25 protein-coding genes and 1 riboswitch are annotated in these 25928 nt (G+C 67.0%); of the genes, 11 read left to right on the top strand and 14 right to left on the bottom strand.

The window, feature by feature from the left end:
* Positions 1-416 precede the first annotated feature (416 nt).
* Positions 417-1805 carry an MFS transporter gene (locus tag WS89_RS03710; protein WP_059789534.1) on the bottom strand — a complete coding sequence of 463 codons (1389 nt, stop codon included), beginning with the start codon at positions 1803-1805 and terminating at the stop codon, positions 417-419.
* 40 nt (positions 1806-1845) lie between these two features.
* On the opposite strand from WS89_RS03710, the gene WS89_RS03705 reads away from it, so the two are divergent.
* Complete coding sequence (locus WS89_RS03705) at positions 1846-2175, top strand: hypothetical protein (protein ID WP_257128111.1); 330 nt, start codon at positions 1846-1848, stop codon at positions 2173-2175.
* 12 nt (positions 2176-2187) lie between these two features.
* Here WS89_RS03705 and WS89_RS03700 read toward each other — a convergent pair whose 3' ends face one another.
* Positions 2188-2595: a hypothetical protein gene (locus WS89_RS03700; RefSeq protein WP_156440509.1), complete on the bottom strand. Its 408-nt coding sequence runs from the start codon at positions 2593-2595 to the stop codon at positions 2188-2190.
* Positions 2596-2731: 136 nt separating this feature from the next.
* Between WS89_RS03700 and WS89_RS34520 the strand changes: the two genes are divergently transcribed.
* From WS89_RS34520 to WS89_RS34155, 6 genes are all read left to right on the top strand, one after another.
* Positions 2732-2980 carry a hypothetical protein gene (locus WS89_RS34520; protein WP_034204763.1) on the top strand — a complete coding sequence of 83 codons (249 nt, stop codon included), beginning with the start codon at positions 2732-2734 and terminating at the stop codon, positions 2978-2980.
* A gap of 219 nt (positions 2981-3199) precedes the next feature.
* On the top strand, positions 3200-3499 hold the full coding sequence (locus tag WS89_RS03690; protein ID WP_059505367.1) for a hypothetical protein: 300 nt from the start codon (positions 3200-3202) through the stop codon (positions 3497-3499).
* 166 nt (positions 3500-3665) lie between these two features.
* Positions 3666-4310: a DUF1326 domain-containing protein gene (locus WS89_RS03685; RefSeq protein WP_059505365.1), complete on the top strand. Its 645-nt coding sequence runs from the start codon at positions 3666-3668 to the stop codon at positions 4308-4310.
* Positions 4307-5098, top strand: coding sequence for a DUF2182 domain-containing protein (locus WS89_RS03680; protein ID WP_059789531.1), 792 nt, complete (start codon positions 4307-4309; stop codon positions 5096-5098). Before WS89_RS03685 ends, WS89_RS03680 begins: the two co-directional genes overlap by 4 nt.
* Positions 5099-5151: 53 nt before the next feature.
* Positions 5152-5499, top strand: a complete 348-nt coding sequence (locus WS89_RS03675) for a copper-binding protein (RefSeq protein WP_059789530.1) — start codon at positions 5152-5154, stop codon at positions 5497-5499.
* A 260-nt stretch (positions 5500-5759) separates the two neighbouring features.
* Complete coding sequence (locus WS89_RS34155) at positions 5760-7055, top strand: collagen-like triple helix repeat-containing protein (protein ID WP_179949839.1); 1296 nt, start codon at positions 5760-5762, stop codon at positions 7053-7055.
* 112 nt (positions 7056-7167) lie between these two features.
* Here the strand turns inward: WS89_RS34155 and WS89_RS03660 are convergent, their stop codons facing one another.
* Positions 7168-7629 (bottom strand): Lrp/AsnC family transcriptional regulator, encoded by a 462-nt coding sequence (locus WS89_RS03660; protein ID WP_059505357.1) that lies wholly within the window; start codon positions 7627-7629, stop codon positions 7168-7170.
* A 116-nt stretch (positions 7630-7745) separates the two neighbouring features.
* On the opposite strand from WS89_RS03660, the gene WS89_RS03655 reads away from it, so the two are divergent.
* The gene (locus WS89_RS03655) at positions 7746-8378 is read left to right on the top strand and encodes a LysE family translocator (RefSeq protein ID WP_059789528.1); all 633 of its coding nucleotides are present in this window, start codon (positions 7746-7748) and stop codon (positions 8376-8378) included.
* Here WS89_RS03655 and WS89_RS34515 read toward each other — a convergent pair.
* From WS89_RS34515 to WS89_RS03620, 8 genes are all read right to left on the bottom strand, one after another.
* Entirely contained in the window at positions 8375-8506 is a 132-nt protein-coding gene (locus WS89_RS34515) for a hypothetical protein (protein ID WP_257127374.1), read from the bottom strand. The genes WS89_RS03655 and WS89_RS34515 overlap by 4 nt on opposite strands.
* A gap of 7 nt (positions 8507-8513) precedes the next feature.
* Positions 8514-9515, bottom strand: coding sequence for an alpha/beta hydrolase (locus WS89_RS03650; RefSeq protein WP_059789527.1), 1002 nt, complete (start codon positions 9513-9515; stop codon positions 8514-8516).
* A 22-nt stretch (positions 9516-9537) separates the two neighbouring features.
* Positions 9538-10110 carry a TetR/AcrR family transcriptional regulator gene (locus WS89_RS03645; protein WP_059789725.1) on the bottom strand — a complete coding sequence of 191 codons (573 nt, stop codon included), beginning with the start codon at positions 10108-10110 and terminating at the stop codon, positions 9538-9540.
* A gap of 107 nt (positions 10111-10217) precedes the next feature.
* Positions 10218-12146 (bottom strand): TonB-dependent receptor domain-containing protein, encoded by a 1929-nt coding sequence (locus WS89_RS03640; RefSeq protein ID WP_059789526.1) that lies wholly within the window; start codon positions 12144-12146, stop codon positions 10218-10220.
* Between the two features lie 215 nt (positions 12147-12361).
* Positions 12362-12554: riboswitch (cobalamin riboswitch) on the bottom strand.
* 202 nt (positions 12555-12756) lie between these two features.
* Positions 12757-13005 (bottom strand): hypothetical protein, encoded by a 249-nt coding sequence (locus WS89_RS03635; protein ID WP_059789525.1) that lies wholly within the window; start codon positions 13003-13005, stop codon positions 12757-12759.
* A gap of 117 nt (positions 13006-13122) precedes the next feature.
* Positions 13123-14097, bottom strand: coding sequence for a threo-3-hydroxy-L-aspartate ammonia-lyase (locus WS89_RS03630; protein WP_059789524.1), 975 nt, complete (start codon positions 14095-14097; stop codon positions 13123-13125).
* A 69-nt stretch (positions 14098-14166) separates the two neighbouring features.
* A complete protein-coding gene (locus WS89_RS03625) occupies positions 14167-14805 on the bottom strand; it encodes a helix-turn-helix transcriptional regulator (RefSeq protein ID WP_059789523.1) in 639 nt (212 codons plus the stop codon).
* Positions 14802-15323: a YbaK/prolyl-tRNA synthetase associated domain-containing protein gene (locus WS89_RS03620; RefSeq protein WP_059789522.1), complete on the bottom strand. Its 522-nt coding sequence runs from the start codon at positions 15321-15323 to the stop codon at positions 14802-14804. The genes WS89_RS03625 and WS89_RS03620 overlap by 4 nt, the downstream gene beginning before the upstream one ends.
* A 404-nt stretch (positions 15324-15727) precedes the next feature.
* On the opposite strand from WS89_RS03620, the gene WS89_RS03615 reads away from it, so the two are divergent.
* Positions 15728-17311 carry an isocitrate lyase gene (locus WS89_RS03615; RefSeq protein WP_059789521.1) on the top strand — a complete coding sequence of 528 codons (1584 nt, stop codon included), beginning with the start codon at positions 15728-15730 and terminating at the stop codon, positions 17309-17311.
* A 72-nt stretch (positions 17312-17383) separates the two neighbouring features.
* Here WS89_RS03615 and WS89_RS33585 read toward each other — a convergent pair whose 3' ends face one another.
* Positions 17384-17524 (bottom strand): hypothetical protein, encoded by a 141-nt coding sequence (locus tag WS89_RS33585; protein ID WP_156440507.1) that lies wholly within the window; start codon positions 17522-17524, stop codon positions 17384-17386.
* A 624-nt stretch (positions 17525-18148) separates the two neighbouring features.
* Between WS89_RS33585 and WS89_RS03610 the strand changes: the two genes are divergently transcribed.
* Positions 18149-20014, top strand: a complete 1866-nt coding sequence (locus tag WS89_RS03610) for a phosphoenolpyruvate carboxykinase (GTP) (protein ID WP_059505338.1) — start codon at positions 18149-18151, stop codon at positions 20012-20014.
* Positions 20015-20154: 140 nt separating this feature from the next.
* On the opposite strand, the gene WS89_RS03605 is transcribed toward WS89_RS03610, so the two are convergent.
* A complete protein-coding gene (locus WS89_RS03605) occupies positions 20155-21819 on the bottom strand; it encodes an acid phosphatase (protein WP_059505336.1) in 1665 nt (554 codons plus the stop codon).
* Between the two features lie 461 nt (positions 21820-22280).
* Here WS89_RS03605 and ftsH point away from each other — a divergent pair, with 461 nt between their 5' ends.
* Entirely contained in the window at positions 22281-24257 is a 1977-nt protein-coding gene (gene ftsH, locus WS89_RS03600) for an ATP-dependent zinc metalloprotease FtsH (RefSeq protein ID WP_059789520.1), read from the top strand.
* Between the two features lie 139 nt (positions 24258-24396).
* Here the strand turns inward: ftsH and otsA are convergent, their stop codons facing one another.
* Entirely contained in the window at positions 24397-25803 is a 1407-nt protein-coding gene (gene otsA, locus WS89_RS03595) for an alpha,alpha-trehalose-phosphate synthase (UDP-forming) (protein ID WP_059789519.1), read from the bottom strand.
* Positions 25804-25928: the final 125 nt, after the last annotated feature.

Here is a 25928-nt window from a genome sequence, read left to right as displayed (position 1 = left end):
CACGGTGCGCCGTTCATCGATCGCCGGCGGTGCCGTCGCGCCGCGGCGGCTTTTCCCGCCTCTCCCACCTCTCCCGCCTTTACCGGCGCCGCGCGTGTTCCACGCTCAGGCGGCCGCGTCCCGCAGGAAACTCCATCATCACGATCCGCACGCGTCGGCGAAACGCATCGTCGTTCGCACCGGCCGACGACTGAACGAACGCGTTGCGACGCCGTTCGCCTGCGGCTTTACGCACGGGCAGGTGCGGCAATACATCGAGGAACTGATGCCGCGCTGTTGCAGAAGCGCGCCGAACATCGGGCGCGCAAGCATGGCCGGGAGCATCGTTGATTCGGGCGGCGGGTATAGGCTATGGCCGTCATTTGCGACGGTCGCATGCGATGCGCGCCGGCCTTCGTGCGGCCGGCCGCGCAGCGTCACGCCGATTGCCGCGCGCGTCGCACACTGACCGCCGATCCGGCAGCGCCCGCCAACTGCACCGCGGCACCGGCGAACATCGCCGCGCGCAACCCCGCGGTGCCGCCATGCGCGACCGCGAACAGCGTGCCGAGCACCGCGATCCCGAGCGTCGCGCCGGTCATCCGCGCGACGTTGACGAGCGCGCTCGCGGTGCCCGAGCGCGCGGCATCGACGGCGCCGACCGCGACGGTCATCAGCGGGCCAGTTGCGATCCCCATCCCGAGCCCCGTCATGGCGAGCCCGATCTCGGCACCGAGCAGGCTCGACGAACCGGCCGATGCACCGATCGCGGCGAGGCCGCTCGCGATCACCGCGACCCCACCGGCCGTCGTCACCCGCGTGCCGATGTGCTCCGACAACCGCCCCGAGCACGGCGATACGGCGACGAACACGAGCGCCATCGGCAGCAATGCGAGGCCGGCGCCGGTCGAATCGAGGCGGCCGGTGCTCTGCCACGTCAGCGGCAGCAGGAACAGCACGCCGTACATCCCGAACGTCATGCCGGTGGTCGCGGCGATCGCGCCGCGAAACGCGCCGATCCGGAAAATGTCGAGCGGCACCAGCGCGGATTCGCCGTGGCGGCGCTCGATCGCCACGAACGCGACGAACGACGCGACCGCGATGCAGCCGGCGATCGCGCATGCGACCGGCGTCTCGCGGAACACGATCGCCGCATACGCGAGCGCGCCGAGTGCGACTGCGCCCATGACTTGCGCCGCGCCGTCGAAATGCCGGCCGTGCGGATCGGACGACTCGGGCACGGCCGGGATCGCGAGCAGCATCGCGGCGATGCTCAGCGGCACGACGACGAAAAAGATGCTGCGCCAGCCGAAGTGCCGGATCAGTACGCCGCCGAGCGTCGGCCCGATCGCCATCGCCACGCCGTTGCACGCGGCCCAGATGCCGAGCGCGCGGCCGCGTTCGACCGGGTCGCGCCACACGACCCGCACGATCGCCAGCGACGCCGGCAGCAACAACGCCGCGCCGACGCCGGCCAGCGCGCGGGCGGCGATCAGCACCGACACCGACGGCGCAAGCGCGCACAGCAGCGACGCGATGGTGAAGACGGCCGCGCCGGCCACGAAGACGCGACGGCGGCCGTACAGGTCGGCGAGCAGCCCACCGGTCAGCAGCAGCACAGCGTACGTGAGGTTGTAGCTGTCGACGACCCATTGCAATGCGCCGACACCGGCATGGAAATAGGCGCCGATCGCGCGCGTGGCGAGATTGACGACGGCCGTGTCGACCTGGGCCACGAGTACGGCGACGCACAGCGTGAACAGGGTCACGCCGCGGCGTTTGACGGTGCGTTCGGCCAGTGCGGCCAGTCCTTCGGTATGGGCCAAGGGCGGTGCTCCTCGGGTGTCGGTCGATCGAGTCTGGACGTTGCCTGCTGACAGCGTGGTGTCAGCAGCCGAGAAACATCCGGCGTGCAAGCGGCATGCCCGCGCGTCACATGACGACGTGGTTTGCGCCCCGGTTTCCGTCGGCGTCAGTAGGGTCGTGATGGACGGCGCAACGATCGGCGCAACGACGATCGTCGCGACCCGGGGTATTCGTGAGGCCGGCTACGACGTGCCGCTTGCGAGCATGCCCGCACGTGTCGTGAGGCAACAGAGCGACGCGAAGGCGAACGGCACGCGGATCCATTGGCAACCGGCGGCGGACTACCTGAAGACCATCAGGTCGATCGCCGGTTGGGCGGGGGCGCTTTGAGCCGCCCGCGATTCATGCGGCGCCGCGCTTGATCGCTCGAAATCCCTCCACCGTCGACACGAAGCCAGAAAATCCGAACGCGGACAACGCGTGTCGCAGGCGCGCGGAAAGCGGCGTGCCGTAAACCGCCAGAATCGCGTGGCCGTCGAGATGCATCGCGTCGCCGTGATGGTCGTCCACCGCATCCAGTATTCCGGCGCACCAGCTTTCGCGGTCGTCGCCATGACGCAGGAACAGGGTCACGCCGCCTTCGGCGGCTCGGTCCGACTCCACCCGACGCGTATTCCAGATCTGCCTGATCACGGGATCGTTCGTGTCGCTCGTCACGACCCACGTATGCCGCGCGTGCGCGGCGATGTCGCGAATTCGCTCGCCGCTGTCGGGATCGACGATCAGTGCAATCGTGTTCCGTGTGGTCATGGTGGTCCGCATTGCCGGCGCGAGTTCGATGGGCATTTCTGCATGCCGGTCAATCGGGTCGATACCGGGTCGATTGCGTCGCGCATCGCCATTGACTTAAGATCGGTCGGGAGATCATCCCAAGCCTTCAGCGCCAATGAAAAAGAGCATACGCCTGCGGGTCGCCGTCATCGCGTCGGCCGTTGCCGTGTACAGCATCTACATGCATATCCAGCAGTTGATCAGCGGTTGCATGTGGGTCAGGGGCCATCAGCGCTGCAGTTTCGAAAACAGTACGAATTTCCAGGGCCTGATGGATCTGGACCTGATGATCACCTGTTGCTGGGTCGCCGCGGCGGTAGTCGGGTGGATTTCCGTTGCGCAGGGCACGAAGAAACCGGGCTAGCAACGTCATGGTCGTGCTGCCCGATTGAACGGGCACGAAATACCGCTCGTCCGGACCGAACCCGTCAATCCGTGACAACGCGCATTCGCCGAAGAGCGGAGACGGTGTGCTCATGCATGCGGGTCCGAAACGAACGCCTGATTCCGCTGCCGGCGGACAAGATTATGCCGATCTCCGGAGACAGGCGTTGCATCGCGCGCTGCGCGAGGGGAGGTTCCCGTGCAATTTCCAACAGGATCGGTGGTCGCGCTCAGCTCGGCTGCGGCGACGATGTTCTCGATCGGCATGCTGTTTCTCGGCTACTGGGGATTGCACGAAGCATCGCCCTGGCGGTTCGGCGACTACGTCGTGATCGTGCTCGCGCTAGCCGGTTTCGCATGCCTCGCCAGCGTGCCGTTTCTCGCGACGTCGCCGATGAAAACACCGGACGACGAATCGCGAATGTTCGTCGCGCGGCGCGTGTTTCTGTGCGGCGCGGGCGCGGTGTGGTGGGCGATCGTCGCGTCGTTATTCGTGTGAGAACGGATGACGAGACGGTTTCCGGAGCCGCGCGGCGAACGCATTCGGAAATGTCTTACGTGAGGCCGGCACCCACGTTTTTCACGCTGCCATTACCGCTTTGCTTTCCCCGATGGCGTGCACTAGATTCGAAGCGTTCGTCCGTTTCAGAGCGCGAGGTGGAGCCATGACGCCGTGGGAGATTCAGGGCACCGAAATGATCAGTTGCAATTGCTCATACGGTTGCCCTTGCCAGTTCAATGCGCTGCCGACCAACGGCAACTGCGAAGCGATGGGGGCGATTTCGATCGACAGCGGCCACTACGGCGACGTGGTACTCGACGGCGTCAGGATCGCGGTGGTGTTCCAGTGGCCGGGCGCCGTTCACGAAGGCAAGGGCAAGTGCCAGCCGATCGTCGACGAGCGCGCGAGTCCGGCGCAACGCGATGCCGTGCTGAAGATCATGACCGGTCAGGATACCGATCCATTCGCGACGATGTTCTCGGTGTATGCGTCGACGCTCGAGCACGCGTTCGATCCGATCTTCACGAAGATCGATTTCGACGTCGATGTCGATGCACGGCGCGGCCGGATTCACGTGGACGGCGTGTTCGACGTCGCCGGCGAACCCATCCACAATCCGGTGACGGGTGCCGAGCATCGTGTGCGGATCGACCTGCCGAACGGTTTCGAATACGAGCTTGCCGAGGTCGGTTCGGGCACGGGGCGCTCGCAGGGCAACATCGCGCTGAATCTCGACGGAACGTATGCGCAATTCGCGCGACTGCATCTGAACAACCACGGGCTGATCCGGCATCGCGCCGCGGCATGACGCCGTTCGACACCTGGCTCGCGCGCGAGCGCGCCGTCATGCTGATCGGCATGGCCGCGCTCGTCGGCCTGTGCTGGTTCTACCTGTGGACGGGCGCGGGAACCGGCATGTCGGCGCGGGAGATGACGGCCGTCGCGCTGTTTCCGCATCGGCTGGCGGACGGCATGGGCAGCATGGATCCGTCTCTGCCGATCGTGATCGCGATGTGGTGGGTGATGATGATCGCGATGATGACACCCGGCGCGGCGCCGGTCGTGATGCTGTACCGGCGCGTGCTGCTGCAGCACGGCAACGGGGCGGCGGGATCGGCGTTCACGTCGGTGGCGCTGCTGGCCGGCTATCTGACGACATGGCTCGCGTTCTCGATCGGTGCGGCGTTGCTTCAGGCGCTGCTGCAGCCGGCCGGGCTGATCTCGGCGATGATGTTGTGGTCGAAGAGCGCGCGCCTTTCCGCCATCGTGCTGGCGCTGGCCGGACTCTATCAATTCTCGCCGCTGAAACGCGCGTGTCTGCGGCAATGCCGCGCGCCGGCGGCGTTCCTGATCGCGCACTGGCGTCCCGGCGTCGCAGGCAGCTTTCTGCTGGGCGCGCGGCACGGCATGGTTTGCGTGGGCTGCTGCTGGTTGTTGATGGCGCTGCTGTTCGTCGGCGGCGTGATGAATGTCGTGTGGATCGTCGCGTTGTCGCTGTTCGTGTTCGTGGAAAAGGTCCTGCCCGGCGGCGATCGTATCGGCCGGGTGCTGGGCGTCGTGCTGATTGCCTGGGCCGGCGTGACGTTGATCGTGTAAGGCGCGGCACCGGCTGGCAGCAGAAACACGCCGGACGCGAAGGGAGACGCTCGATGAAGATCCGCTTTCACGCTGTCGCGATGTCGTGTGCGATGGCGGTCGTTGCAATGCCGGCACTCGCAGGCGGCGACATGTCGGGCATGAATTCAGGCGACGCGAGCATGTCGACGCAGGGTGCGAAGCTGACCGATGCCGAAGTCAGGGAAATCGATGCGGGGCGCAGACTCGTGACGCTGAAGCCCGGCGCACTCGACAACATCGGGATGCCGCCGATGACGATGGCATTCAAGGCCGGCGACGCGGCGATGATCCCGTCGCTGCATGTGGGCGACAAGGTCCGGGTTCGGGTAGAAAACGTCAACGGCACACTGACGATCGTGAAGCTGGTGAAGCGGCCGTGACGACGATGCGGCGCGTGTACGGTGCGCCGTCGATTTTCTCTTCTCGTGCTACGTAACGCAGGGGCGGTGTTACGTCAGCGTTATCGGACGGCCTGCACGGGCCGAGCCGGGCGGCACGATCCGGATCCGATGCGCGCTGCCCTGCAGCGCGGCCCGGACGGCCGGTGCAAGGCAATTGTGAAACTGTGAAGGAGGCCGATGGAAATGGCACGGTAGATGCTTGATGGAATGCTTGCGCTGAATAATGGACGGGGGCTTCCATGCGAAATCATTTCATCACGGCGAACGTTGCGCTCGCCGCTATGGCCGCGGCATGTACGCTCGCGGCGTGCGGCGGAAGTGACATTACGGCGCCGACGCTTGCTGGTAACAACATTGGGACGAGCACGAGCGGGACGAGCGGTAGTAGTGGCTCAAGCGGCAGTAGCGGCACCAGCAGCAGTGGCACAAGCAGCAGCGGCACCAGCAGTGGCACCAGCAGCAGTGGCACGAGCAGCAGTGGCACGAGCAGCAGTGGCACGAGTAGTAGCGGCACCAGCAGCAGTGGCACCAGCAGCAGTGGCACAAGCAGCAGCGGCACAAGCAGCAGCGGCACAAGCAGCAGCGGCACGAGCAGTAGCGGCACGAGCAGCAGTGGCACGAGCAGCAGTGGCACGAGCAGCGGCAACACCAGCGGCTGGGGCACGAGCGGCGCGCCGGGTACGAACGGTATCGTCAGTTCCATCGGCGGAATCGTGATGGACGCGGGCGCCACGCTCGGCAGCGTGAGCGTGCCCGGCGTCAGCAAGGGCGTCACCGTCGGGCCGGCCGATACGGTAACCGGTGTCGGCACGATCATCCGCGATACGTCGAACGCCGTGAGCGGCGGTCTCGGCCAGATCGGCATCGTACCGAACCCGGTCGGCACGACGGTCGGCAGCCTCGGCACGGTCGTTGCCGCGACCGGCAATCCGGTCAGCGGCATCAGCGAAACCGTCAAGGCGCTCGGCTCCGGCCCGCTGTCGCCGCTGGCGCCGATCACGACGCCGGTCAGCGGGCTGCTCGACACGGTGGCGAGCGGTTTGCGCACGGGCGGCGCGACGCTCGGCGCGTCGCTGTCGTCGGCCCCGGTCCAGCAGGCGACGCAGGCGGTCAGCACCGCGATCACGCCGCTCGTGACGACGGTGGGCCACCTCACGCAGCAGGTCGGCACCGCAACCGGCCTCGGGCAGCCGGTCGCTGGCCTGCTCGGACAGGTCGGCGGGGCGATCACGTCGGCCGGATGGAAGGTGACCGCCGCGTCGCCGCAGCCGATCGTCGGTGGCGTCGGCGACCTCGTCCGTGCGGTCGGCAACACGGTAACCAATGTGGGCGGCCTCGTGAACCCGGCCGGTGCGAACGGCGCGGTGCCGATCTCCGGGCTGGTGACGAGCGTGGTCGGCGGCATTCCGGCCACCGTGCACGACGGCGCCGCGACCGGTACGGGGGGCAGCTCGCCGCTGGGCGGCCTCGCCAATCCGCTCGCGCCGGTGACGTCGCTGGTGGGCGGCCTGCTCGGCGGCGCGGTCGGCAAATAGCCGGCGCGTACCGATCGTCATGCGGGAACCGGTCGCATGAGTGCGGACGGCCGCCGTCGATCGTCGCCGGTCCCCGCACGGAACCGGCCGACGATCGCGAAACCGCGACTCGCTACCTGCGGCCGTCGCCGGGCTTCGCAGCCGGGCGCGCCATCCCGCGCGCCGGCAGCGGCGTCGACATCACGATCGACGTGCGCGTTTCGCCGTACAGGTTGATGCGTTCGATCAGTCGTTCGAGATGGGCCATGCTGACGGCGACGAACCGCATCACATACGAATCAGCGCCTGTCACGTGATGGCATTCGACGACTTCGGGAATCGTCTCCAGCAGCTTGAGGAACTTCGCTTTCGCCGGTTGCGGCACCGTGATGCCGATCAGCGCGCTCACCGGATAGCCGGCCGCGGACGGATTGACCCGCGCGGTGTAGCCTTCGACCACACCGGCTGCTTCAAGACGCTTCACGCGTTCCGTCACCGCCGGCACCGACAGGTGAACCTGGCGCGCGAGCTCCGTATAGCTGATGCGTCCGTTGTCCTGCAACAGCGCCAGTATCTTCCAGTCCAGATCGTCCATCGCAGCGGGAATTTTTAAGGTGGAGCCGCCATTTTTCCTTAAAAACCGCATTCAACGGGGAGCGGACTTTCCCTACGATGCCTGTTCGATCCACGGGATGTTGGAAGGGGCAGGCGATGCTGTTCGTCAAATCGGTCGTGATGGGGTTGTCGATCGCGGTGCCGGTCGGCCCGATCGGCATGCTGTGCATTCAGCGCAGCCTGAGCCGTGGCTTCCGGGCGGGATTTGCGACGGGCATCGGCGCCGCATGCGCCGATGCGATTTACGGCCTGCTCGGCGCGCTGGGCGTCGCGGGCATCGTCACTGCGTTCCCGATGCTGACCGTCGGCCTGAAAATCGGCGGCGGCGCGTTTCTCGTGTGGCTCGCGTGGACCATCGCGCGCCAGGCGCCGGCCGCACCGGCGGGGCAACGCGAGCTGCCGCGTACGACCGTCCTGCGCGATTTCCTGACGACGTTCGGTCTCACGCTGTCGAACCCGATGACGATCGTGTCGTTCGTCGGGATCTTCGCGGCGCTCGGCCCGCTGCCGGGTGCGCGGGAAGGCGCGATGTGGGCGACCGTCGCGCGGATGGTCGCCGGCGTGTTCGTCGGCTCGGCCACGTGGTGGCTGTGCCTGAGCAGCGCGACCGCCGCGCTGCGCGCGAAGCTGTCGGTCGCGTTCATGCACGGGTTGTCGCGCGCGTCGGCGGCCGTCGTCGCGATATTCGGCGCGATCCAGGTGGTCGCCGGCGTGCGCGGGCTGATCTAGTCGTGCGGGGCTGCGCGGGCCGACCGGATCGCGTCGACCGCATGCCCGTGGCCGCCTGCGAGACCGCCGCATTCGATCCAGCGATCCGGGCCGATGCCGATGTCGTCCTCGTGTGCTTTTCCGTTCATCGCCGGCTCAATTCGATGCGTGCAAATGCAAGTGCGCATGCACGAAGCGTGCGATTTCCCGGCTCAGCTCGATATCCTCCGGCGCGCCCATGAACCCGCCATGCGGCATCGCCTCGAACACGTGCAATTCGGTCGGCACCTGCGCGCGCCGCAGTGCGCGATGCAGGCGAACGGCGTTCGACAGAAACAGGTCGCGTGTGCCGCTCTGGATGAAGGTCGGCGGGAAGCCGGCGGCGAAATCACCGAACAGCGGCGACAGGTACGGATGCGCGAGATCGGCGCCGTTCGCGTAGAGCAGGTTGTTCGCCATCAGTGGCCCCGGCAACACGACGTCGACGAGCCGGTTGGTCTCGAAACTGTCGCCGGATTCGGTCAGGTCGGCTTCCGGCGACAGCAGCACGAGCGCGGCCGGCAGCGGCAGGCCCTCGTCGCGGGCCCGCAGCACCATCGCGGCAGCGAGATTGCCGCCGGCCGACCGGCCGCCGATGACGACGTTTTCCGGGGCGTAACGCTCCAGCACGTAGGCATAGGCCGCGATGCAGTCGTCGAGCGCGGCCGGATACGGGTGTTCCGGCGGCATCCGGTAGTCGACGCCGTAGCAGCGAATGCCGAGCCGATCGGCCTGCATCTGCGCGCCGGCGCGGCACGCGGCGCCGCCGCCGACGACCAGCGCGCCGCCATGCAGATCGATGATCGCGCAGGCGTCGGAAGCCGCCGCTTCGGGGGTCGCGACATGCACGTCCGCATCGCCGACGCGGACCGTTTCGACGTGCGAACGCAAATAGCCGGCGAGCTGCTCGACCGCGGTCGCGTAATGCGCGTCGGCGCTGGCCTTCACGCGCATCCACGCGTCGATGTCGTCCGGGGCCGGCATTACGTGCGCTGCGTTCAGCGGCACGCCGTCGTCGCCGGTCAGGCGTTGCAGCGCCGCGCGCGCTTCGTCGCTGATCGAGGTCGGGAAGGGGACGACTCGGCTCGGCAGCACGACGCCGTCTGGTTTGTCTTTCATCACCCGGGTTTCGTTCGGGGCGTCATGCGGCCGAAGGCCAGTGGCGCAACATCACGTCGAGCGCATCGAGGCAGCGCGACCACGACGCGTCGGCATCCGGCGCGCTGTGCGAGAAGCCGCCGGCGTTTTCGAGCGTCACGTAGCCCATGAAGAAGCCGCCAAGCAGGCGGATCGCATGCGCGTGTTCGGTATCGGGCAGGCCGTAGCCGCGCAGCACCGCCGACGTCATCCTGACGAGCTGCCCGCCCGCGCTCGCGGCGGCGCGCTCGGCGCTCACCGGATGGCGAGCGGCCGCGAAGCGGCCCGGATGCGCACGCGCGTAGTCGCGATAGACGTTCGCGAGCGCGGCCAGCGCGTCCTTGCCGGTGCGGCTGGCCAGCGCGTCGGTGGCGCGATCGGCCAGCTCCTGCAGCGCGAACAGCGCGATGCGGCTCTTGAGATCGTCGAAGCTCGGGATATGGGAATACAGGCTCGCGAGCTTGACGTCGAAATGCCGCGCGAGCGCCGCGCCGGTCAGTTGCTCGAAGCCGGTTTCATCGGCCAGCTGCGCGCCGGCTTCGACGAGCTTGTCCACGGTGATACCGGCACGCGCCATGACGAATACCATGCGGGTGAGTCAAAAAACTAATTCTATTAGCTTTTGCCGCGATGTCAATTTCCCGCGCGTGCCGGTGTGGCGCGTTGCGTCGATGCGCCGGGCCGTCAGAACGTGTAGCTGACCTTGCCGAACGCGGTGCGCCCGAGCGTGTTGTAGCCGTACGCGGTCATGTACTGCCGGTCGAACAGGTTCGACAGCGACGCCGACACCGTCAGGTGCGAATTGATCCTGTACGACGCGCGCAGGCTCACCGTCAGGTACGACGCCAGATACTGCCGGTTGGCCGGATCGTCGAACGTAGAGCCGCCGTACAGCAGCGACGCACCCGTGCTCAACGCGTGCAGCTTCAGTTCGTCCCACGTGTGGTCGACGTTTACGCTGCCCGTCTGGCGCGGCCGGCGGCTGAGCCAGGTCTGGTTGGTCTCGTCCTGTGGATTCAGGATGCCGACGGCAACGCTCACCGGCGTCGAGCGGCCGATCGTCCCCTTGTACGACAGGTCGATGCCGCGAATGTGCGAACGGCCGATGTTCATCGGCGAGAACGTCGCCGGGTTGTACGCGATCAGGTTGTTGACGCGCGTGTCGTAGATCGCTGCGGTGAACGTGCCGTATGCCGTGTTCGCGTCGAGCGCGGCCTCGACCGACGTGCTGCGCTCCGGGCTGAGGGTCGGATTGCCGTAGCCGGGGTAGTACAGGTCGTTGAACGTCGGCAGGTGGAACGCATTGCCGTACGATACGCGCGCCGCGTAGACCGGCGTGATCGCCCACGACAGCGCGGCGTTGCCGGTGTTCACGGCTTGCCCGGCGATGATCTCGTGACGGCCGGCGACGAACATCGTCACGCTGCCGAGCGTCGCCGACTGGTGCAGCGAGAACGCGGAGTCGTTGCGTGTCGGCACGCCGCCGGGAATGTCGGCCGGCAGGAACGCCTGTTCGCGCGTGAAGTCGTAGGCGAGCTTCGATTCGCCCGACAGCGGCAGGCCGAACAGGTGAAACCCGCGCTCCTGATGGGTCAGCGACGTCGACGTGCTGATCCGCTGCGAGTCGATCTGGTCCGTCGCGAGGGCCGGGTTGTCCGCATGGATGAACTGGCGATCGTTCGCATAACCGAACGACTGGTCGAACTGCGTATCGGGCGTGATGTCGAGATGGAACGCAACGCCGGTCGTCAGTTGGTGATCCAGCTCGCGATTGGCGTAGCCGCTGTTGTCGTAGGACAGATCGGAGCGGTGATACAGCGCGAACGTCGAGATCGACCAGTTGTCGCGCGCATACCCGAGCCGCGCATCGAGATCCTGCGCGTGATACGGATTGCGGCCGTCTTCGTGGCCGTAGAAGAACGGCCGCGTCGCATCGATGCCGGCCGTGTTGTAGTCGTGCAGCCCGAGCGAATAGGTGAGCCCGCCGAGTGCGGCGAGGGGCCCCGTCGACGGCACCGTGCCCGACGTGCGGAACTGCGTGTCGAACGTCTTGTTCGAGCCGCCGCCGAACGACACGGTGGTCTGGTTCGGCTGGTTGGCGGCGCGGCGCGTGAACAACTGCACGACGCCACCCATCGCGTTGTTGCCGAACGATGCGGCGGCCGGGCCGGAGATCACTTCGACGCGCTCGAACGCTTCGGTCGGCAGGTTGGCCCACGGCGCGATGCCGGTGGTCGGCGAGCCGATCCGGATGCCGTCGATGAATACGGCGACCTGGCTCGCCGACGCGCCGCGAATGCTGACCGTCGCGGACGAGCCGGGCCCGCCGTTCTGCACGACGGTCACGCCCGGCAGCGTCGCGAGCGCCTGCGTGATGCTCGGGTCGGTCGGCGACAGCCGGTCGAGATCCTCGCGCGTGAGCACCTGCGTCGACGCATAGCGCCGGTCGAACGATTCGGGCAGGTGCCGCGTGTCGGTCACGCTGATCGTCGGCAGGTCCGTGCCGTCGGCGGGCGCGGCGGGCCGTGCAGGCGCAGTGTCGCCGGCCGCATGGGCGAGCGGGGAAAACAGCGCGGTGGCGACGGACGTGGCGAGCAGGTGACGAATGTTCATGAGGCGGCGGGACAAAGCGTAGGGCGGGTACGGCGATCGTGAGCGCAAGGCGGACAGGGGACGCATGCCGACGGCGTGTCGGTGCGACGCTTCCGGCCGGGAAGCGGATTCGGGAACGATGGACATCTGGCGGATCCTGAGGTCGGGTCGTCCATGCAACGGGCGGCCGCCAACGGCGGTGCTTGCACATCGGGACACCCCGCCCGGTGCGGCTGCTGGACCTCGGGTCGATGGCAGGTCTCCTGGCTCGCGGGTCGCCATCCGTGCAGGCCTTCCCGGTTTCCCAGTGGCACGCGGTGGCACGGATTCGCCGCTCACAGTTGCGGGGGCAGCCGCAGATTCGAGGCGTCGCCTCGCCTGCGTTCCCTTTTGATCCCGTCTCCGGGAACCATCAGCGCGCAAGGGTAATGGCGTGCGCTCGGGCACGTCAATCGTTCGTCTGCGCGCGGATGCGAAAAAACGTCATCGATCGGCGCCGGCTTTCCAGATCCTTTCGTTCGATGTGCGCGGACGGCGTTTCAGGTCTGAAGAAAACGGCCGGGTTCGACCGCATGCCGCCGTGCCGGAACCGGCTGCCGTCGTGCCGAATCCCGATGGCCGGCGCGTGTCGTTACATATGCGTGCCGGCGTGCGTGCGGCCGCCCGGTTCGCCGCCGCGATCGGGCGGCGTATTGTTCTGATCGATCTTCGCGAGCACGAAGCCGGCGGGCGGCCACGCGGCGGGCGAACGGTGCATCGCGTGCCCGACTGCGGGGTGAGGCGAGGCGGCGGAAACACCGGATGACGTCACGTCCGGTTGAGCGAACGCCGCCAGGGAAGCGGCCGCCAGGGCGGCGGCGACGATCGCGTGCGTATTCATGAACACTCCTGCATGACCGATTTCGGGGCGACGTAATCAGTCTAGGGAGCGAAACTTAACGCGGCGTGAAGGCCGGGCGGCGCGCGCATGACAGGATCTTCATGCGCGCGCAGACGGTCAGGCCGGCGCCGACACCAGCGCGCAGAAGTTCTCGAGATCGACGTTGCCGCCGCTGATCACCACGCCGACGCGCTTGCCCTGCAGCGCATCCTTCATCCGCCGCACGGCGGCGAACGACAGGCAGCCGGTCGGCTCGACGACGATCTTCATCCGCGTGGCGAAGAAGCGCATGCAGTCGACGAGTTCCGCGTCCGTCGCGGTCAGGATGTCGTCGACGTCGCGGCGCAGGATCGGGAACGTCAGGTTGCCGAGATGCTGCGTCTGCGCGCCGTCGGCGATCGTACGCGGCGTGTCGATGTGCACGATCGTGCCGGACCGGAACGATTGCTGGGCGTCGTTGCCGGCTTCGGGCTCGACGCCGTACAGCTTCGCATGCGGCGACAGCGCACGCGTGGCGAGCGCGGTGCCCGACAGCAGCCCGCCGCCGCCGAGCGGCGTGAACACCGCGTCGAGCGGGCCGACTTCGTCGAACAGTTCCTTGGCCGCGGTGCCCTGGCCGGCGATCACGTCCGGGTGATCGTAGGGCGGAACCAGCGTGAGCCCGTGCTTCTCCGCGAGCGCGCGCCCGATCTGCTCGCGATCCTCGGTGTAGCGGTCGTAGGTCACGACATTGCCGCCGTAGCCGCGCGTCGCGGCCATTTTCGCGGCCGGCGCGTCCTGCGGCATCACGATCGTCGCGGGAATGCCGAGGATGCGTGCCGACAGCGCGATCGCCTGCGCATGGTTGCCCGACGAGAACGCGACGACGCCGTGGCGCCGCTGTTCCGCGTTGAAGCGCGACAGCGCGTTGAATGCGCCGCGGAACTTGAAGGCGCCCATGCGCTGCAGGTTTTCGCACTTGAAGAACACCTGCGCGCCGAGTGTGTCGTCGACCGTGCGCGACGTCATGACGGGCGTGCGGTGTGCGTGGCCTTCGAGCCGGGCCGCCGCGGCGGCGACGTCGTCGTACGTGGGAAGCATCGGAGAGTTCATGGTCGCTCGAGAGTCGAAAAGATCAGTCAACGGGAAAACTCGAAATGGGGAGGCCGGACGCGCGACGCGTCACTTCGCGTCGTTGTAGACGGTGGCGCGCGAGACGCCGAGATGCTGCGACACGATCTCCATCGCGCGGCGCACCTCGAGGAAGCCGTCGGCCTTCAGCGTCTGCATCAGCTCGCGGCGCTGGTCGGTCTTCAGCTCGCGCGGCGTCGTCGCGAGGCGCGTCGCGAATGCGTCGATGCGCTGCCGGATCGCGTCGGCACCGGCCGGGTCGAGCGTTTCGACGACGGCTTCGCCGTCCGTGCGGCAGAACTGGTTGAGCATGCCCTGGAAGCCACGGAACAGCGTGACGTCGGCATTCAGGCACAGCGCGGCCACGTAGCGCCCGGCCGAATCCTTGATGCCGATCGACGTGCTTTTCGCGGTGCGGCCGTCGGCGAAGCGGTTCGGGTAATTCGCGAGCACCTGCGGGAAATCGTCGTCGGCGATGCGGGCGAGGCCGAGTTCGGTCGCGGGATCGCCAACCGCGCGTCCGGACAGGTTGTTGTGGATCGCGAGGATCGCATGCTCGGGCGTGCGCAGGTCGTGCACGACGACCTCGGTGAACGGCGCGAACATCTCGCCGAGCCCTTCGGCGATGCGCTGCACCTGCTCGATCAGCGATGCCTGCTCCGACGGCGGCGATTTGCGGTTCGTGCTCATGCGTGGTCCTGGGAGGCGGGCGTGTCCGTCGTTTCCGGCCGCGTGATGTCGGCCAGCAGCGGGCGCGCGATCCGGACATAGTCGGCCGCGTCGAGCACGACCGAGCGGTCGAGGCGGCCCGCGTTGAACGCGATCTCGGCGTTGCGCTCGACCAGGGCCGGATCGACGACGAGCGTCACGTTCGGATCGAATACGAATGGCGGCACGGCGCCCATCACGCAGCGCGTGACGGCGGCCGCGACGTCGGGCGACGCGAGCGTCGCCTTGCGCCGGCCCACCGCATCGGCGACCTTGCGGAAGTCGATCTTCAGATGGCCGGGAATCACCGCGAGCGCGGCGGTGTCGCCGCCATCCTTGAACGTGCAGAGCATCGCCTTCGCGCCCTGTTCGGGGCGTGTGCCGCGCAGCGCGGCGATCGCGTCGGATTTGCCTTCCGCCGGATGCTCGAGCACGCGGAAACGCGCGCCGGACGTATTCAGCAGTTCGCAAAGGGTGTCGAAAACGGGAGAGTCGTTCATGTCGATCCGGGACGCAGGCCGATGCGCTGACGCGCGCGTATCAAATAATCGTCCAAGTATAGACGTTTTGTCATGGTGATGACAAAGCCTGACGGTCGTCGTTGCTCCCGGCCTGATCGAAGCGTGCCCGTCCTTCAGCAGCCGAAAGGGCATTTCATATCGCGAGATGCTGGCCGGATTCCTGCCGCCGCGTTTTACCGCCGCTTGAAACCGTGTTTTGCATCGCAAAAACGCTTGGCTATCTCATTGAAAAACAATAGAAATTTATATCTTATGTCTTATATAAGACTTGACCGAAATCGCGCCGGGCGGGATTACTATTGAGTCCATGCAGTTCGCTTCGTCACACGCGGCGGGCACGCTGAACCCTTTACTCAAATGCGCTTCGTTCCCAGGAGATAGACATGTCCCAATATCAAGACGACATCAAGGCAGTGGCAGGTTTGAAGGAAAACCACGGCAGCGCGTGGAATGCCATCAACCCGGAATACGCCGCCCGCATGCGTGCCCAGAACAAGTTCAAGACCGGGCTGGACATCGCGAAGTACACCGCGAAGATCATGCGCGCCGACATGGCCGCGTACGATGCCGATCCGTCCAAGTACACGCAGTCGCTGGGCTGCTGGCACGGCTTCATCGGCCAGCAGAAGATGATCTCCATCAAGAAGCACTTCAACAGCACCGAACGCCGCTACCTGTACCTGTCGGGCTGGATGGTCGCCGCGCTGCGCTCGGAGTTCGGCCCGCTGCCGGACCAGTCGATGCACGAAAAGACCTCCGTCAGCGCGCTGATCCGCGAGCTGTATACGTTCCTGCGCCAGGCCGACGCCCGCGAGCTGGGCGGCCTGTTCCGCGAGCTGGATGCCGCGAAGGACGCGGCCGCCAAGGCCGCGATCCAGCAAAAGATCGACAACCACGCCACGCACGTCGTGCCGATCATCGCCGACATCGACGCCGGTTTCGGCAATGCGGAAGCGACCTACCTGCTGGCCAAGCAGTTCATCGAAGCGGGCGCATGCTGCATCCAGATCGAAAACCAGGTGTCGGACGAGAAGCAGTGCGGCCACCAGGACGGCAAGGTCACGGTGCCGCACGAGGACTTCCTCGCGAAGATCCGCGCGATCCGCTATGCGTTCCTGGAGCTGGGCGTGGACGACGGCATCATCGTCGCGCGTACCGATTCGCTGGGCGCCGGCCTGACCAAGCAGATCGCCGTGACCAACGCGCCGGGCGACCTGGGCGACCAGTACAACTCGTTCCTCGATTGCGAAGAGCTGTCGGCCGACCAACTGGGCAACGGTGACGTCGTCATCAAGCGCGACGGCAAGCTGCTGCGTCCGAAGCGCCTGCCGAGCAACCTGTTCCAGTTCCGCGCCGGCACGGGCGAAGCGCGTTGCGTGCTCGACTGCATCACGTCGCTGCAGAACGGCGCCGACCTGCTGTGGATCGAAACCGAAAAGCCGCACATCGCGCAGATCGGCGGCATGGTCCGCGAGATCCGCAAGGTGATCCCGAACGCGAAGCTGGTGTACAACAACAGCCCGTCGTTCAACTGGACGCTGAATTTCCGCCAGCAGGCCTACGACGCGATGAAGGCCGAAGGCAAGGACGTGTCGGCTTACGACCGTGCGCAGCTGATGAGCGTCGAATACGACGAATCCGAACTGGCCAAGCTGGCCGACGAGAAGATCCGTACGTTCCAGGCCGATGCATCGCGTGAAGCAGGCATCTTCCACCACCTGATCACGCTGCCGACGTACCACACGGCCGCGCTGTCGACCGACAATCTGGCCAAGGAATACTTCGGCGACCAGGGCATGCTCGGCTACGTGGCGGGCGTGCAGCGCAAGGAAATCCGTCAGGGCATCGCCTGCGTGAAGCACCAGAACATGTCCGGTTCGGACATCGGTGACGATCACAAGGAATACTTCAGCGGCGAAGCGGCGCTGAAGGCAGCAGGCAAGGACAACACGATGAACCAGTTCTGATCGTCGTCCGACCCGAAGCACGACGCCAGCCCCTTGGGGTTGGCGTTTTTTTTGCCTGCCCGAGCAAGTGCGTTACCCGCGCACGCCCTTCGCGGCGTGCCGGTTCGTCGGCACGCCGTCGATCTCGTCGAGATCGACGAAGCATCCGTGACTGTCGATCATCTCGCCCACGTCGTGCCGGAATCGTGCGTCGTCGCCAACCGCGTCGAACAATGCCGGCGGATCGTCATCGCGGCGACCGGCAGTACTCCTCGACGATTCGCGTCGTAGCCGGGCGCGTATTACCCCGGATTGCCACGCGTACCGTCATGAGCGGTGGCTGCATCGGGGCATTCGATCAGGATGTTTGTGTGCGCAACCTAATTCAGGGTTTGCCTGAGTAGCGAAAACGCGAATGGGCGCTGTGCGTGTTCGCATTGCCCGCATGGACGATACGCGGGTTGAAATTACCGCTCGCGCGAAACCCTTGCCGGGCGGCTGTTGCGGCCGTTTTGTCCCCCAGTCGCCTGCGATGACACCGTAAAAAAGCACCTGTCTGCAACGCGCGTGCCGGTGCGCCGTCACAGTTGTTTCTTGTTGCAACGCAACGCCCGCCCAATAACGGCGATGGTATGCTGGCCGGCATGGAGTTGTATGGCAGGTTGCTTGCATGGCGAAACTCGCGTTCGCACCCTCTAACGAGACTTCACCTTCTCTCGCACGCATCGCGGCATCGACGCGCGCTCCGCTCGCGCGTCCCGTTCCACGTGCCGCATCTTCCTGCGCTCCGCACGCATTCCCCATCTCGCGGGCTAGCCCGCATCCCCCATCCCCGCCCAATAATCTGGAGACATCCCCATGTCGCAAAACACTTTGGCCGAAGCGACGCACGGCCCGCTGATCGCTCCGCCGGCTTTCGTCAAACATCGCAAGCTGATCGACTGGGTAGCGCGCATTGCGGCGCTCACGGAGCCCGAGCGCATCGTATGGTGTGACGGTTCGCAGGAAGAATACGACGCGCTGTGCCAGGCGATGGTCGACCAGGGCACGCTCACACGCCTGAATCCGGCGAAGCGCCCGAACTCGTATCTCGCGCAATCCGATCCGTCGGACGTCGCGCGCGTCGAGGATCGCACGTTCATCTGCGCGGCGTCGCGCGACGACGTCGGCCCGACCAACAACTGGATCGATCCGGCCGAAATGCGCGAGACGCTCAACGGGCTGTTCCGCGGTTCGATGCGCGGTCGCACGTTGTACGTCGTGCCGTTCTCGATGGGGCCGCTCGGCTCGCCGATCGCGCACGTCGGCGTCGAGCTGTCCGACAGCCCGTACGTCGCGGTGAACATGCGGATCATGACGCGCATGGGGCGCGACGTGTACGACGTGCTCGGCGAGGACGGCGATTTCGTGCCTTGCGTGCACAGCGTCGGCCATCCGCTCGAGGCCGGCCAGCAGGACGTGCCGTGGCCGTGCAATCCGGTCAAGTACATCGTGCACTTCCCGGAAACGCGCGAGATCTGGAGCTTCGGCTCGGGCTACGGCGGCAACGCGCTGCTCGGCAAGAAGTGTTTCGCACTGCGCATCGCGTCGACGATGGGCCGCGATCAGGGCTGGCTCGCCGAACACATGCTGATCCTCGGCGTGACGTCGCCGGCCGGCAAGAAGTATCACGTCGCGGCCGCGTTTCCGTCCGCGTGCGGCAAGACCAACTTCGCGATGCTGATCCCGCCGCAGGGCTTCGACGGCTGGAAGGTCACGACGATCGGCGACGACATCGCGTGGTTGAAGCCCGGCCGCGACGGCCGCCTGTATGCGATCAATCCGGAAGCCGGCTTCTTCGGCGTGGCGCCGGGCACGGGCGTGAAGACCAATCCGAACGCGATCGCCACGCTGAAGGAAAACGTGATCTTCACGAACGTCGCGCTGACGGAAGACGGCGACGTGTGGTGGGAAGGGCTGACCGACACGCCGCCCGCGAAGCTGACCGACTGGCAGGGCAATCCGTGGACGCCCGAAACGGCCAAGGAAACCGGGCGCAAGGCCGCGCATCCGAACTCGCGCTTCACCGCGCCGGCTGCGCAGTGCCCGTCGATCGACGACGACTGGGAAAACCCGGCCGGCGTGCCGATCGACGCGTTCATCTTCGGTGGCCGCCGCTCGACGACGGTGCCGCTCGTGACCGAGGCGCGCGACTGGGTGGAAGGCGTGTACATGGCCGCGACGATGGGTTCCGAGACGACCGCGGCAGCCGTCGGCAAGCAGGGCATCGTGCGCCGCGATCCGTTCGCGATGCTGCCGTTCTGCGGTTACAACGTCAGCGATTATTTCGCGCACTGGCTCGAACTCGGCAAGCAGCTCGAAGCCGCCGGTGCGAAGCCGCCGAAGATCTATTGCGTGAACTGGTTCCGCAAGGATGCGAACGGCAAGTTCGTGTGGCCCGGCTTCGGCGAGAACATGCGCGTGCTGAAGTGGATGCTCGATCGTCTGGAAGGCACCGGCGGTGGCGGCGAGCATGCGTTCGGCGTGTCGCCTTCGTATGAAGACCTGCACTGGGACGGTCTCGATTTCACGCGCGATCAGTTCGATGCGGTGACGTCGATGAACGCGGACGAATGGCGTGAGGAGCTGAAGCTGCATGCGGCGCTGTTCGAGACGTTGAAGCTGCGCTTGCCGGCTGAAATGACCGACACGATGAAGAAGATCGAGCAGCGTATCGGCGGCTGACGCGCGGAATCGGCGTCGCGCACGTTGCGCGCGGCGCATGGCCCGGCGCCGCATGGCATCGCCGGGCCGAAAACGAACGACGCCCCGGGCCATCCATCGCGTGGCCCGGGGCGTCGTTGTTTCCGGTGATCGACGGGCGATCAGCCGAGATCGAGCGCGTTCGTCAAATCGCCCGGCGGCGTCGCGCCGCGTGCGGCGAACGCGTTGTTGCGCAGGACCACGCCGTCGAGCGGCGCGAGGCCGTGCACGCGGCTGATGAAGCGCAGGATCGAGTTCGTGTCGTACAGCGTGTGATCGACGAAGCCCTTTTTCGCGAACGGCGAGATCACGAGCGCCGGGATCCGCGAGCCGGGGCCCCAGCGATCGCCGACCGGCGGCGCGACGTGATCCCACCAGCCGCCGTTCTCGTCGTGCGTCATCACGATCACGGTGTTTTCCCATTGCGGCCCGCGCCGGATATGGTCGATCACGGTCGCGATGTGACGGTCGCCCGATTCGATGTCCGCATAGCCCGCATGCATGTTCAGGTTGCCCTGCGGCTTGTAGAACGTGACGGCCGGCAGGCGGCCCGCGTCGATGTCGGCGATGAAGCGGTTGGTCGACGGCGCGTCGCCGAGCCCTGCATCGCGCAGGTGCTTGCGGCGGGCTTCGGTGCCGGGCGCGTAGTTCGCGAAGTAGTTGAACGGCTGGTGGTGGTACTGAAAGTCGGGCACGGCGCCGGTGTCGCGATGCTCGAGCGCGTACTGCCACGCGCCGCTGTACCACGCCCAGTCGATGTTCTTTTCCGACAGGCGGTCGCCGATCGTCGCGTAGCCCTGCGGCGGCATCACGCGATGGTCGGCCGGATCCGCATACGCAGCGTTGCCCGGATCGGGCGGCGGCACGTAGCTCGGCTGGTACGGCGGCGCCATCGTGTTCACGCCGTAGCCGTCCGGCGTCAGCGGGCCGTCGGCCGCGAACTTCGGCGGGCCGTCGAGCGCGGACGCGGGCGAATCGTCGGCGAGCTTCAGGCGCGTGCCGGCCGGGTCGTCGCCTTCGACCTGCGACAGCAGTTTCGCCGCATGCGGATGCTTGTGCGCGTCCGGATACCGCGGCGGCTGCGCGGAGATCAGGAACATGTGGTTCAGCCACGAACCGCCGAAGGCCGCCATGAAGAAGTTGTCGCACAGCGTGTATTGCCGGGCGAGATTCCACAGGCGCAGCGTGTCGGCCGAATTGCGGTAGTGGCCCATCACGAGGCCGCCCGAATCGGCCCATGCGGCGAACTGGTCGTTGCGGCCGCCCGCGATCTGCATCTGGTTCTGGTAGAAGCGATGCCATAGATCGCGCGTGATCACACCGTTCGGCAGCGGCTTGCCCTGCGCGTCGGTAATCGGGAACGGCGCGTTCGGCAGCTTGTCGATGTCGCGCTCGGCGATCGCGTAGCGCTTGCCGTCCACTTCCTGCGCCTGCGGCACGAGCCCGCCCCAGATCTTCGGCAGCACCGGCAATGGCGTCTTGCCGTCGCGATCGAGCTGTCGTGCCTGTTCGGGCCGCACTTCGCCGAGCGGATAGCGCACGCCCGGGAAATCGCCGTACAGGTTCGCGAAGCTGCGATTTTCCGCATAGATCACGACGATGTGGCGCACGCGCTGGCGCAACGCTTCGTCGATGCGCAGGTCGGCGGCCGAACGCGGCGCGTTGCCCGCGGTGGTTTCGCAACCGGCGAGCGCGACGCCGGCACCGAACGCAGCGAGGCCGCCGAGCACACGGCGGCGGTCGGGATCGGCGGGCAGGTCGTCGGGGCGATCGGGGGTGTCGTTCACGTCGTGGGCTCCTCGGATGGGCGGTGGGCGTTGTCGTTCGATGCGCGCCGGCGTCGCGCGGGTTGCCGCGACACAGGACGGAATGCAACGGCTGGCATCGCGCGGTGGCGCGACGCGGCTGTCACATAAATGTCATGAACGCGACTATAGCGCGCCAAGGGGGCAGATGAAAGCCGTTCGTCGGACGATTCGACGCTCGCGCGGCGAGCGGTGCGCGACGCCCGCGCGCGAACTAGACTGGAACCAGGGGCGGCGCGTCGCGGCGTGCCGCCCGGGCGAGGATCGCCCCGCGACGCCGGCCGACGGTGTTGCCGAGGCGGCATCGATGCAGCGAACGATGCGAGACAGCGAGGCGACGATGGCGTGGATGCTTGCCGTTTTCGCATGGCGGCCAAGTACCGGTTCCGCGCGCGTGCCGGCGTGAGCGCACGCCGCGCAGCAGAGACGGCCGGTCCGATGCCATGGACAAGAAATTCGACTACCCGGGATTGCTGATCGCGGCGGGCTTCTTCGTGCTGTTCGCCGCGCAGTTGCTGATGCTGCACCCGACGTCGACGCCGATCGCGTACAGCGATTTCCACCGGCTCGTCGCTGCGCGGCTCGTCGACGATCTCGAGGTCGGCCCCGCGTCGATCTCGGGCGCGCTGAAGATGCCGCAGGCCGGCACGATGCTGCCGGCGTCCGACGCGGCGGTCGTGCAGCAGGCCGGCGCGCCGTGGCGCTTCACGACCAGCCGCGTGACCGACGAACACCTGATCGACACGCTGACCGCCGCCGGCATCCGCTATCACGGCACGCCCGATACCGGCTGGATCGCGTCGCTCGCGTCGTGGCTGCTGCCGCTCATGCTGTTCGTGTTCGTGTGGAACATGATGCTGCGCAAGCGCGGCGGGCTGCAGGACTTTACCGGGATGGGCAAGAGCCGTGCGCGCGTGTACGTGCAGCAGGAAACCGGCATCACGTTCGACGACATCGCGGGCATCGACGAAGCGAAGGCCGAATTGCAGCAGCTCGTCGCGTTTCTGCGCAATCCCGATCGCTACCAGCGGCTCGGCGGCAAGATTCCGAAAGGCGTGCTCGTCGTCGGCGCGCCGGGCACGGGCAAGACGCTGCTCGCACGCGCGGTGGCCGGCGAGGCGGCCGTGCCGTTCTTCTCGATCAGCGGCTCGGCGTTCGTCGAGATGTTCGTCGGCGTGGGCGCCGCGCGCGTGCGCGACCTGTTCGAGCAGGCGCAGCAGAAGGCGCCGTGCATCGTGTTCGTCGACGAGCTCGATGCACTCGGCAAGGTGCGCGGCGTCGGCCCGATGTCGGGCAACGACGAGCGCGAACAGACGCTCAACCAGTTGCTGGTCGAGATGGACGGCTTCCAGGCCGGCTCCGGCGTGATCATCATGGCCGCGACGAACCGGCCCGAGATCCTCGATCCCGCGCTGCTGCGGCCGGGCCGTTTCGACCGGCACATCGCGATCGACCGGCCCGACGTGAACGGCCGCCGCCAGATTCTCGGCGTGCACGTGAAGCACGTGAAGCTTGCGGCCGACGTCGATCTCGGCGAGCTTGCGTCGCGCACGCCGGGCTTCGTCGGCGCCGATCTCGCGAACGTCGTCAACGAGGCCGCGCTGCATGCGGCCGAACTCGGCAAGCCGGCGATCGGCATGGCCGACTTCGACGAGGCGATCGACCGCGCGCTGACGGGCCTCGAGCGCAAGAGCCGCGTGATGAACGAGCAGGAGAAGCTGACGATCGCGTATCACGAAGCCGGCCATGCGCTCGTCGCGGAAAGCCGCGCGCATTGCGACCCGGTGAAGAAGGTGTCGATCATTCCGCGCGGCGTTGCCGCACTCGGCTACACGCAGCAGGTGCCGACCGAGGATCGCTACGTCCTGCGCCGCAGCGAGCTGCTCGACCGGATCGATGCGTTGCTCGGCGGGCGCGTGGCGGAAGAGCTCGTGTTCGGCGATGTCTCGACCGGTGCGCAGAACGACCTCGAACGCGCGACCGCGATGGCGCGCCACATGGTCATGCAGTACGGGATGAGCGAGAAGATCGGGCTCGCGACGTTCGACGACGGCGACGCGCGCACGGGCATGCCCGGCACGTGGCATGCGGACGGCGGCCGCTGCAGCGAGCACACCGCGCGCATGATCGACGAAGAAGTGCGCACGCTGCTGACCGATGCGCATGCGCGCGTCGCGGCGACGCTCGGCGAACGGCGCGACGCGCTCGAGCGCATCGCGCAACGGCTGTTGCGATGCGAGGTGCTCGAACGCGACGCGCTGCAGGCGCTGATCGACGGACGCATCGAACCGTCGTCGGCGACGTCGGCGTTACCGGGCGACGAAACGAATGCGCGCGGCGGCGCGATCGGAACGGAGCAGGCCTCCGCCGTCGAACGCGATTTCGTCGCGTACGGACGGCCGCACGAATCCGATCGCTGAAGTCGTTGCGCGGGCCGGCGACGGCGCGCGTCGATATTCCTTCTATTTCGCCATGGAGTCGCGATGAGCGGCGCGCACGCATCGATCGAACGGTGTCGTGCTGGCATGCACGACGAAGGGGGGCGCGCGCGTCAGCGCGTCAGGATTCGGTCGCGGCCGCAACTTCGGCCGCTTCGGCGAGCGCGTCGAGAAAGCGCGTGCGCCACCAGTGCACGTCGGTCTTGCGCACGATCGCCATCAGCGCGGCGTGACGCTGGCGGCGCTCTTCGAGCGGCATCGTGAGCGCGCGCTGGATCGCCTGCGCGGTGCCTTGCGTGTCGTACGGATTGACGAGCAGCGCCGATTTCAGTTGCTCGGCCGCGCCCGCGAAACGCGACAGCACGAGCACGCCGGGGTCGGCCGCGTCCTGCGCGGCGAGGAACTCTTTCGCGACGAGATTCATCCCGTCGCGCAGCGGCGTGACGAGGGCGACCCGGCTCGCGCGGTAGAGGCCCGGCAGGCGCTTGCGCGCGACGGTGCGGTGAATGTAGCGCATCGGCATCCATTCGAGCTCGCCGTAGTCGCCGTTGATCGCGCCGCACAGGCTGTCCATCTCGCGCCGCAGGTCGTCGTAGGCGCCGAGATCCTCGCGGCTCGGTGCGGCGATCTGGATCAGCGTCGCACGGTCGCGGTTCTCCGGATACTGCTCGAGCAACTCGCGGAACGCGTGCACGCGCTGCGGCAGCCCTTTCGTGTAATCGAGCCGGTCGACCCCGACCAGCAACTGGCGGCGCGAATATTCGTCGCGCATGCGTTCGAACATCGCGAGGCCGTCGCGGTCGCGCGCGAGCGACTCGAATTCGTCGACGTTGATGCCGATCGGAAACGCGCCGGCCGACAGCGTGCGGCCGAACGCGCGCAGTCGGCCGTCCGGCAGCCGTGCCGCCCCGGCTTCCGCTTCGACGTAGTGTTCGAAGTGGAGCAGATCCGATTCGGTCTGGAAGCCGACGAGGTCGTACGCGAACAGCGCGCGCATCAGCCATTCGTGCTCGGGAATCGCGGCCATGATCGGCGGCGGCGGCATCGGGATGTGCAGGAAGAAGCCGATCGGATTCGTGCAGCCCATCGCGCGCAGTTCGGCCGCGAGCGGAATCAGCTGATAGTCGTGGACCCAGATGGTGTCGTCGGGCCGCAGCAGCGTGCGCAGCTTGCGCGCGAACAGCTGGTTCACGCGTCGGTAGCCGTCGGCGAAGCGCCGGTCGAACTGCGCGAGATCGAGCCGGTAGTGAAACACCGGCCACAGCACGTTGTTCGAGTAACCGAGATAGTAAGCGTCGTAATCCTGCGGATCGAGATCGACCGTCGCGAGCTGGATGCCGCCGACGTTCTGGACCTGCACGTCGTCGCCATGCGCGCTTTGCTCGTCGCCGCTGCGTAGCCTGCCGCTCCAGCCGAACCAGACGCCGCCGGTTTCCTGCAGGCTGTCCTTCACGGCTACGGCGAGGCCGCCGGCCGCGGCTTTACGGGGATCTGCGATGCGATTGGATACGACGACGAGTCGGCTCACCAGCTCTCCTGACGATTGTTGGGGAAGGTTCGTGCGGCCAAGGCGCGAGAGGCAGACGCCGCCATCGGCGCGCGGTGCGCGATACGACGGGGCCGCATGGCGATCGGACGGGAGTCAGGGCACGC

It is taken from the genome of Burkholderia sp. MSMB1072, from assembly GCF_001524725.1.
In the GTDB taxonomy this organism is placed as follows: Bacteria; Pseudomonadota; Gammaproteobacteria; order Burkholderiales; family Burkholderiaceae; genus Burkholderia.
Note: the sequence above shows the minus strand (reverse complement) of the source record. Positions and strands in the feature narration are given on the sequence as shown.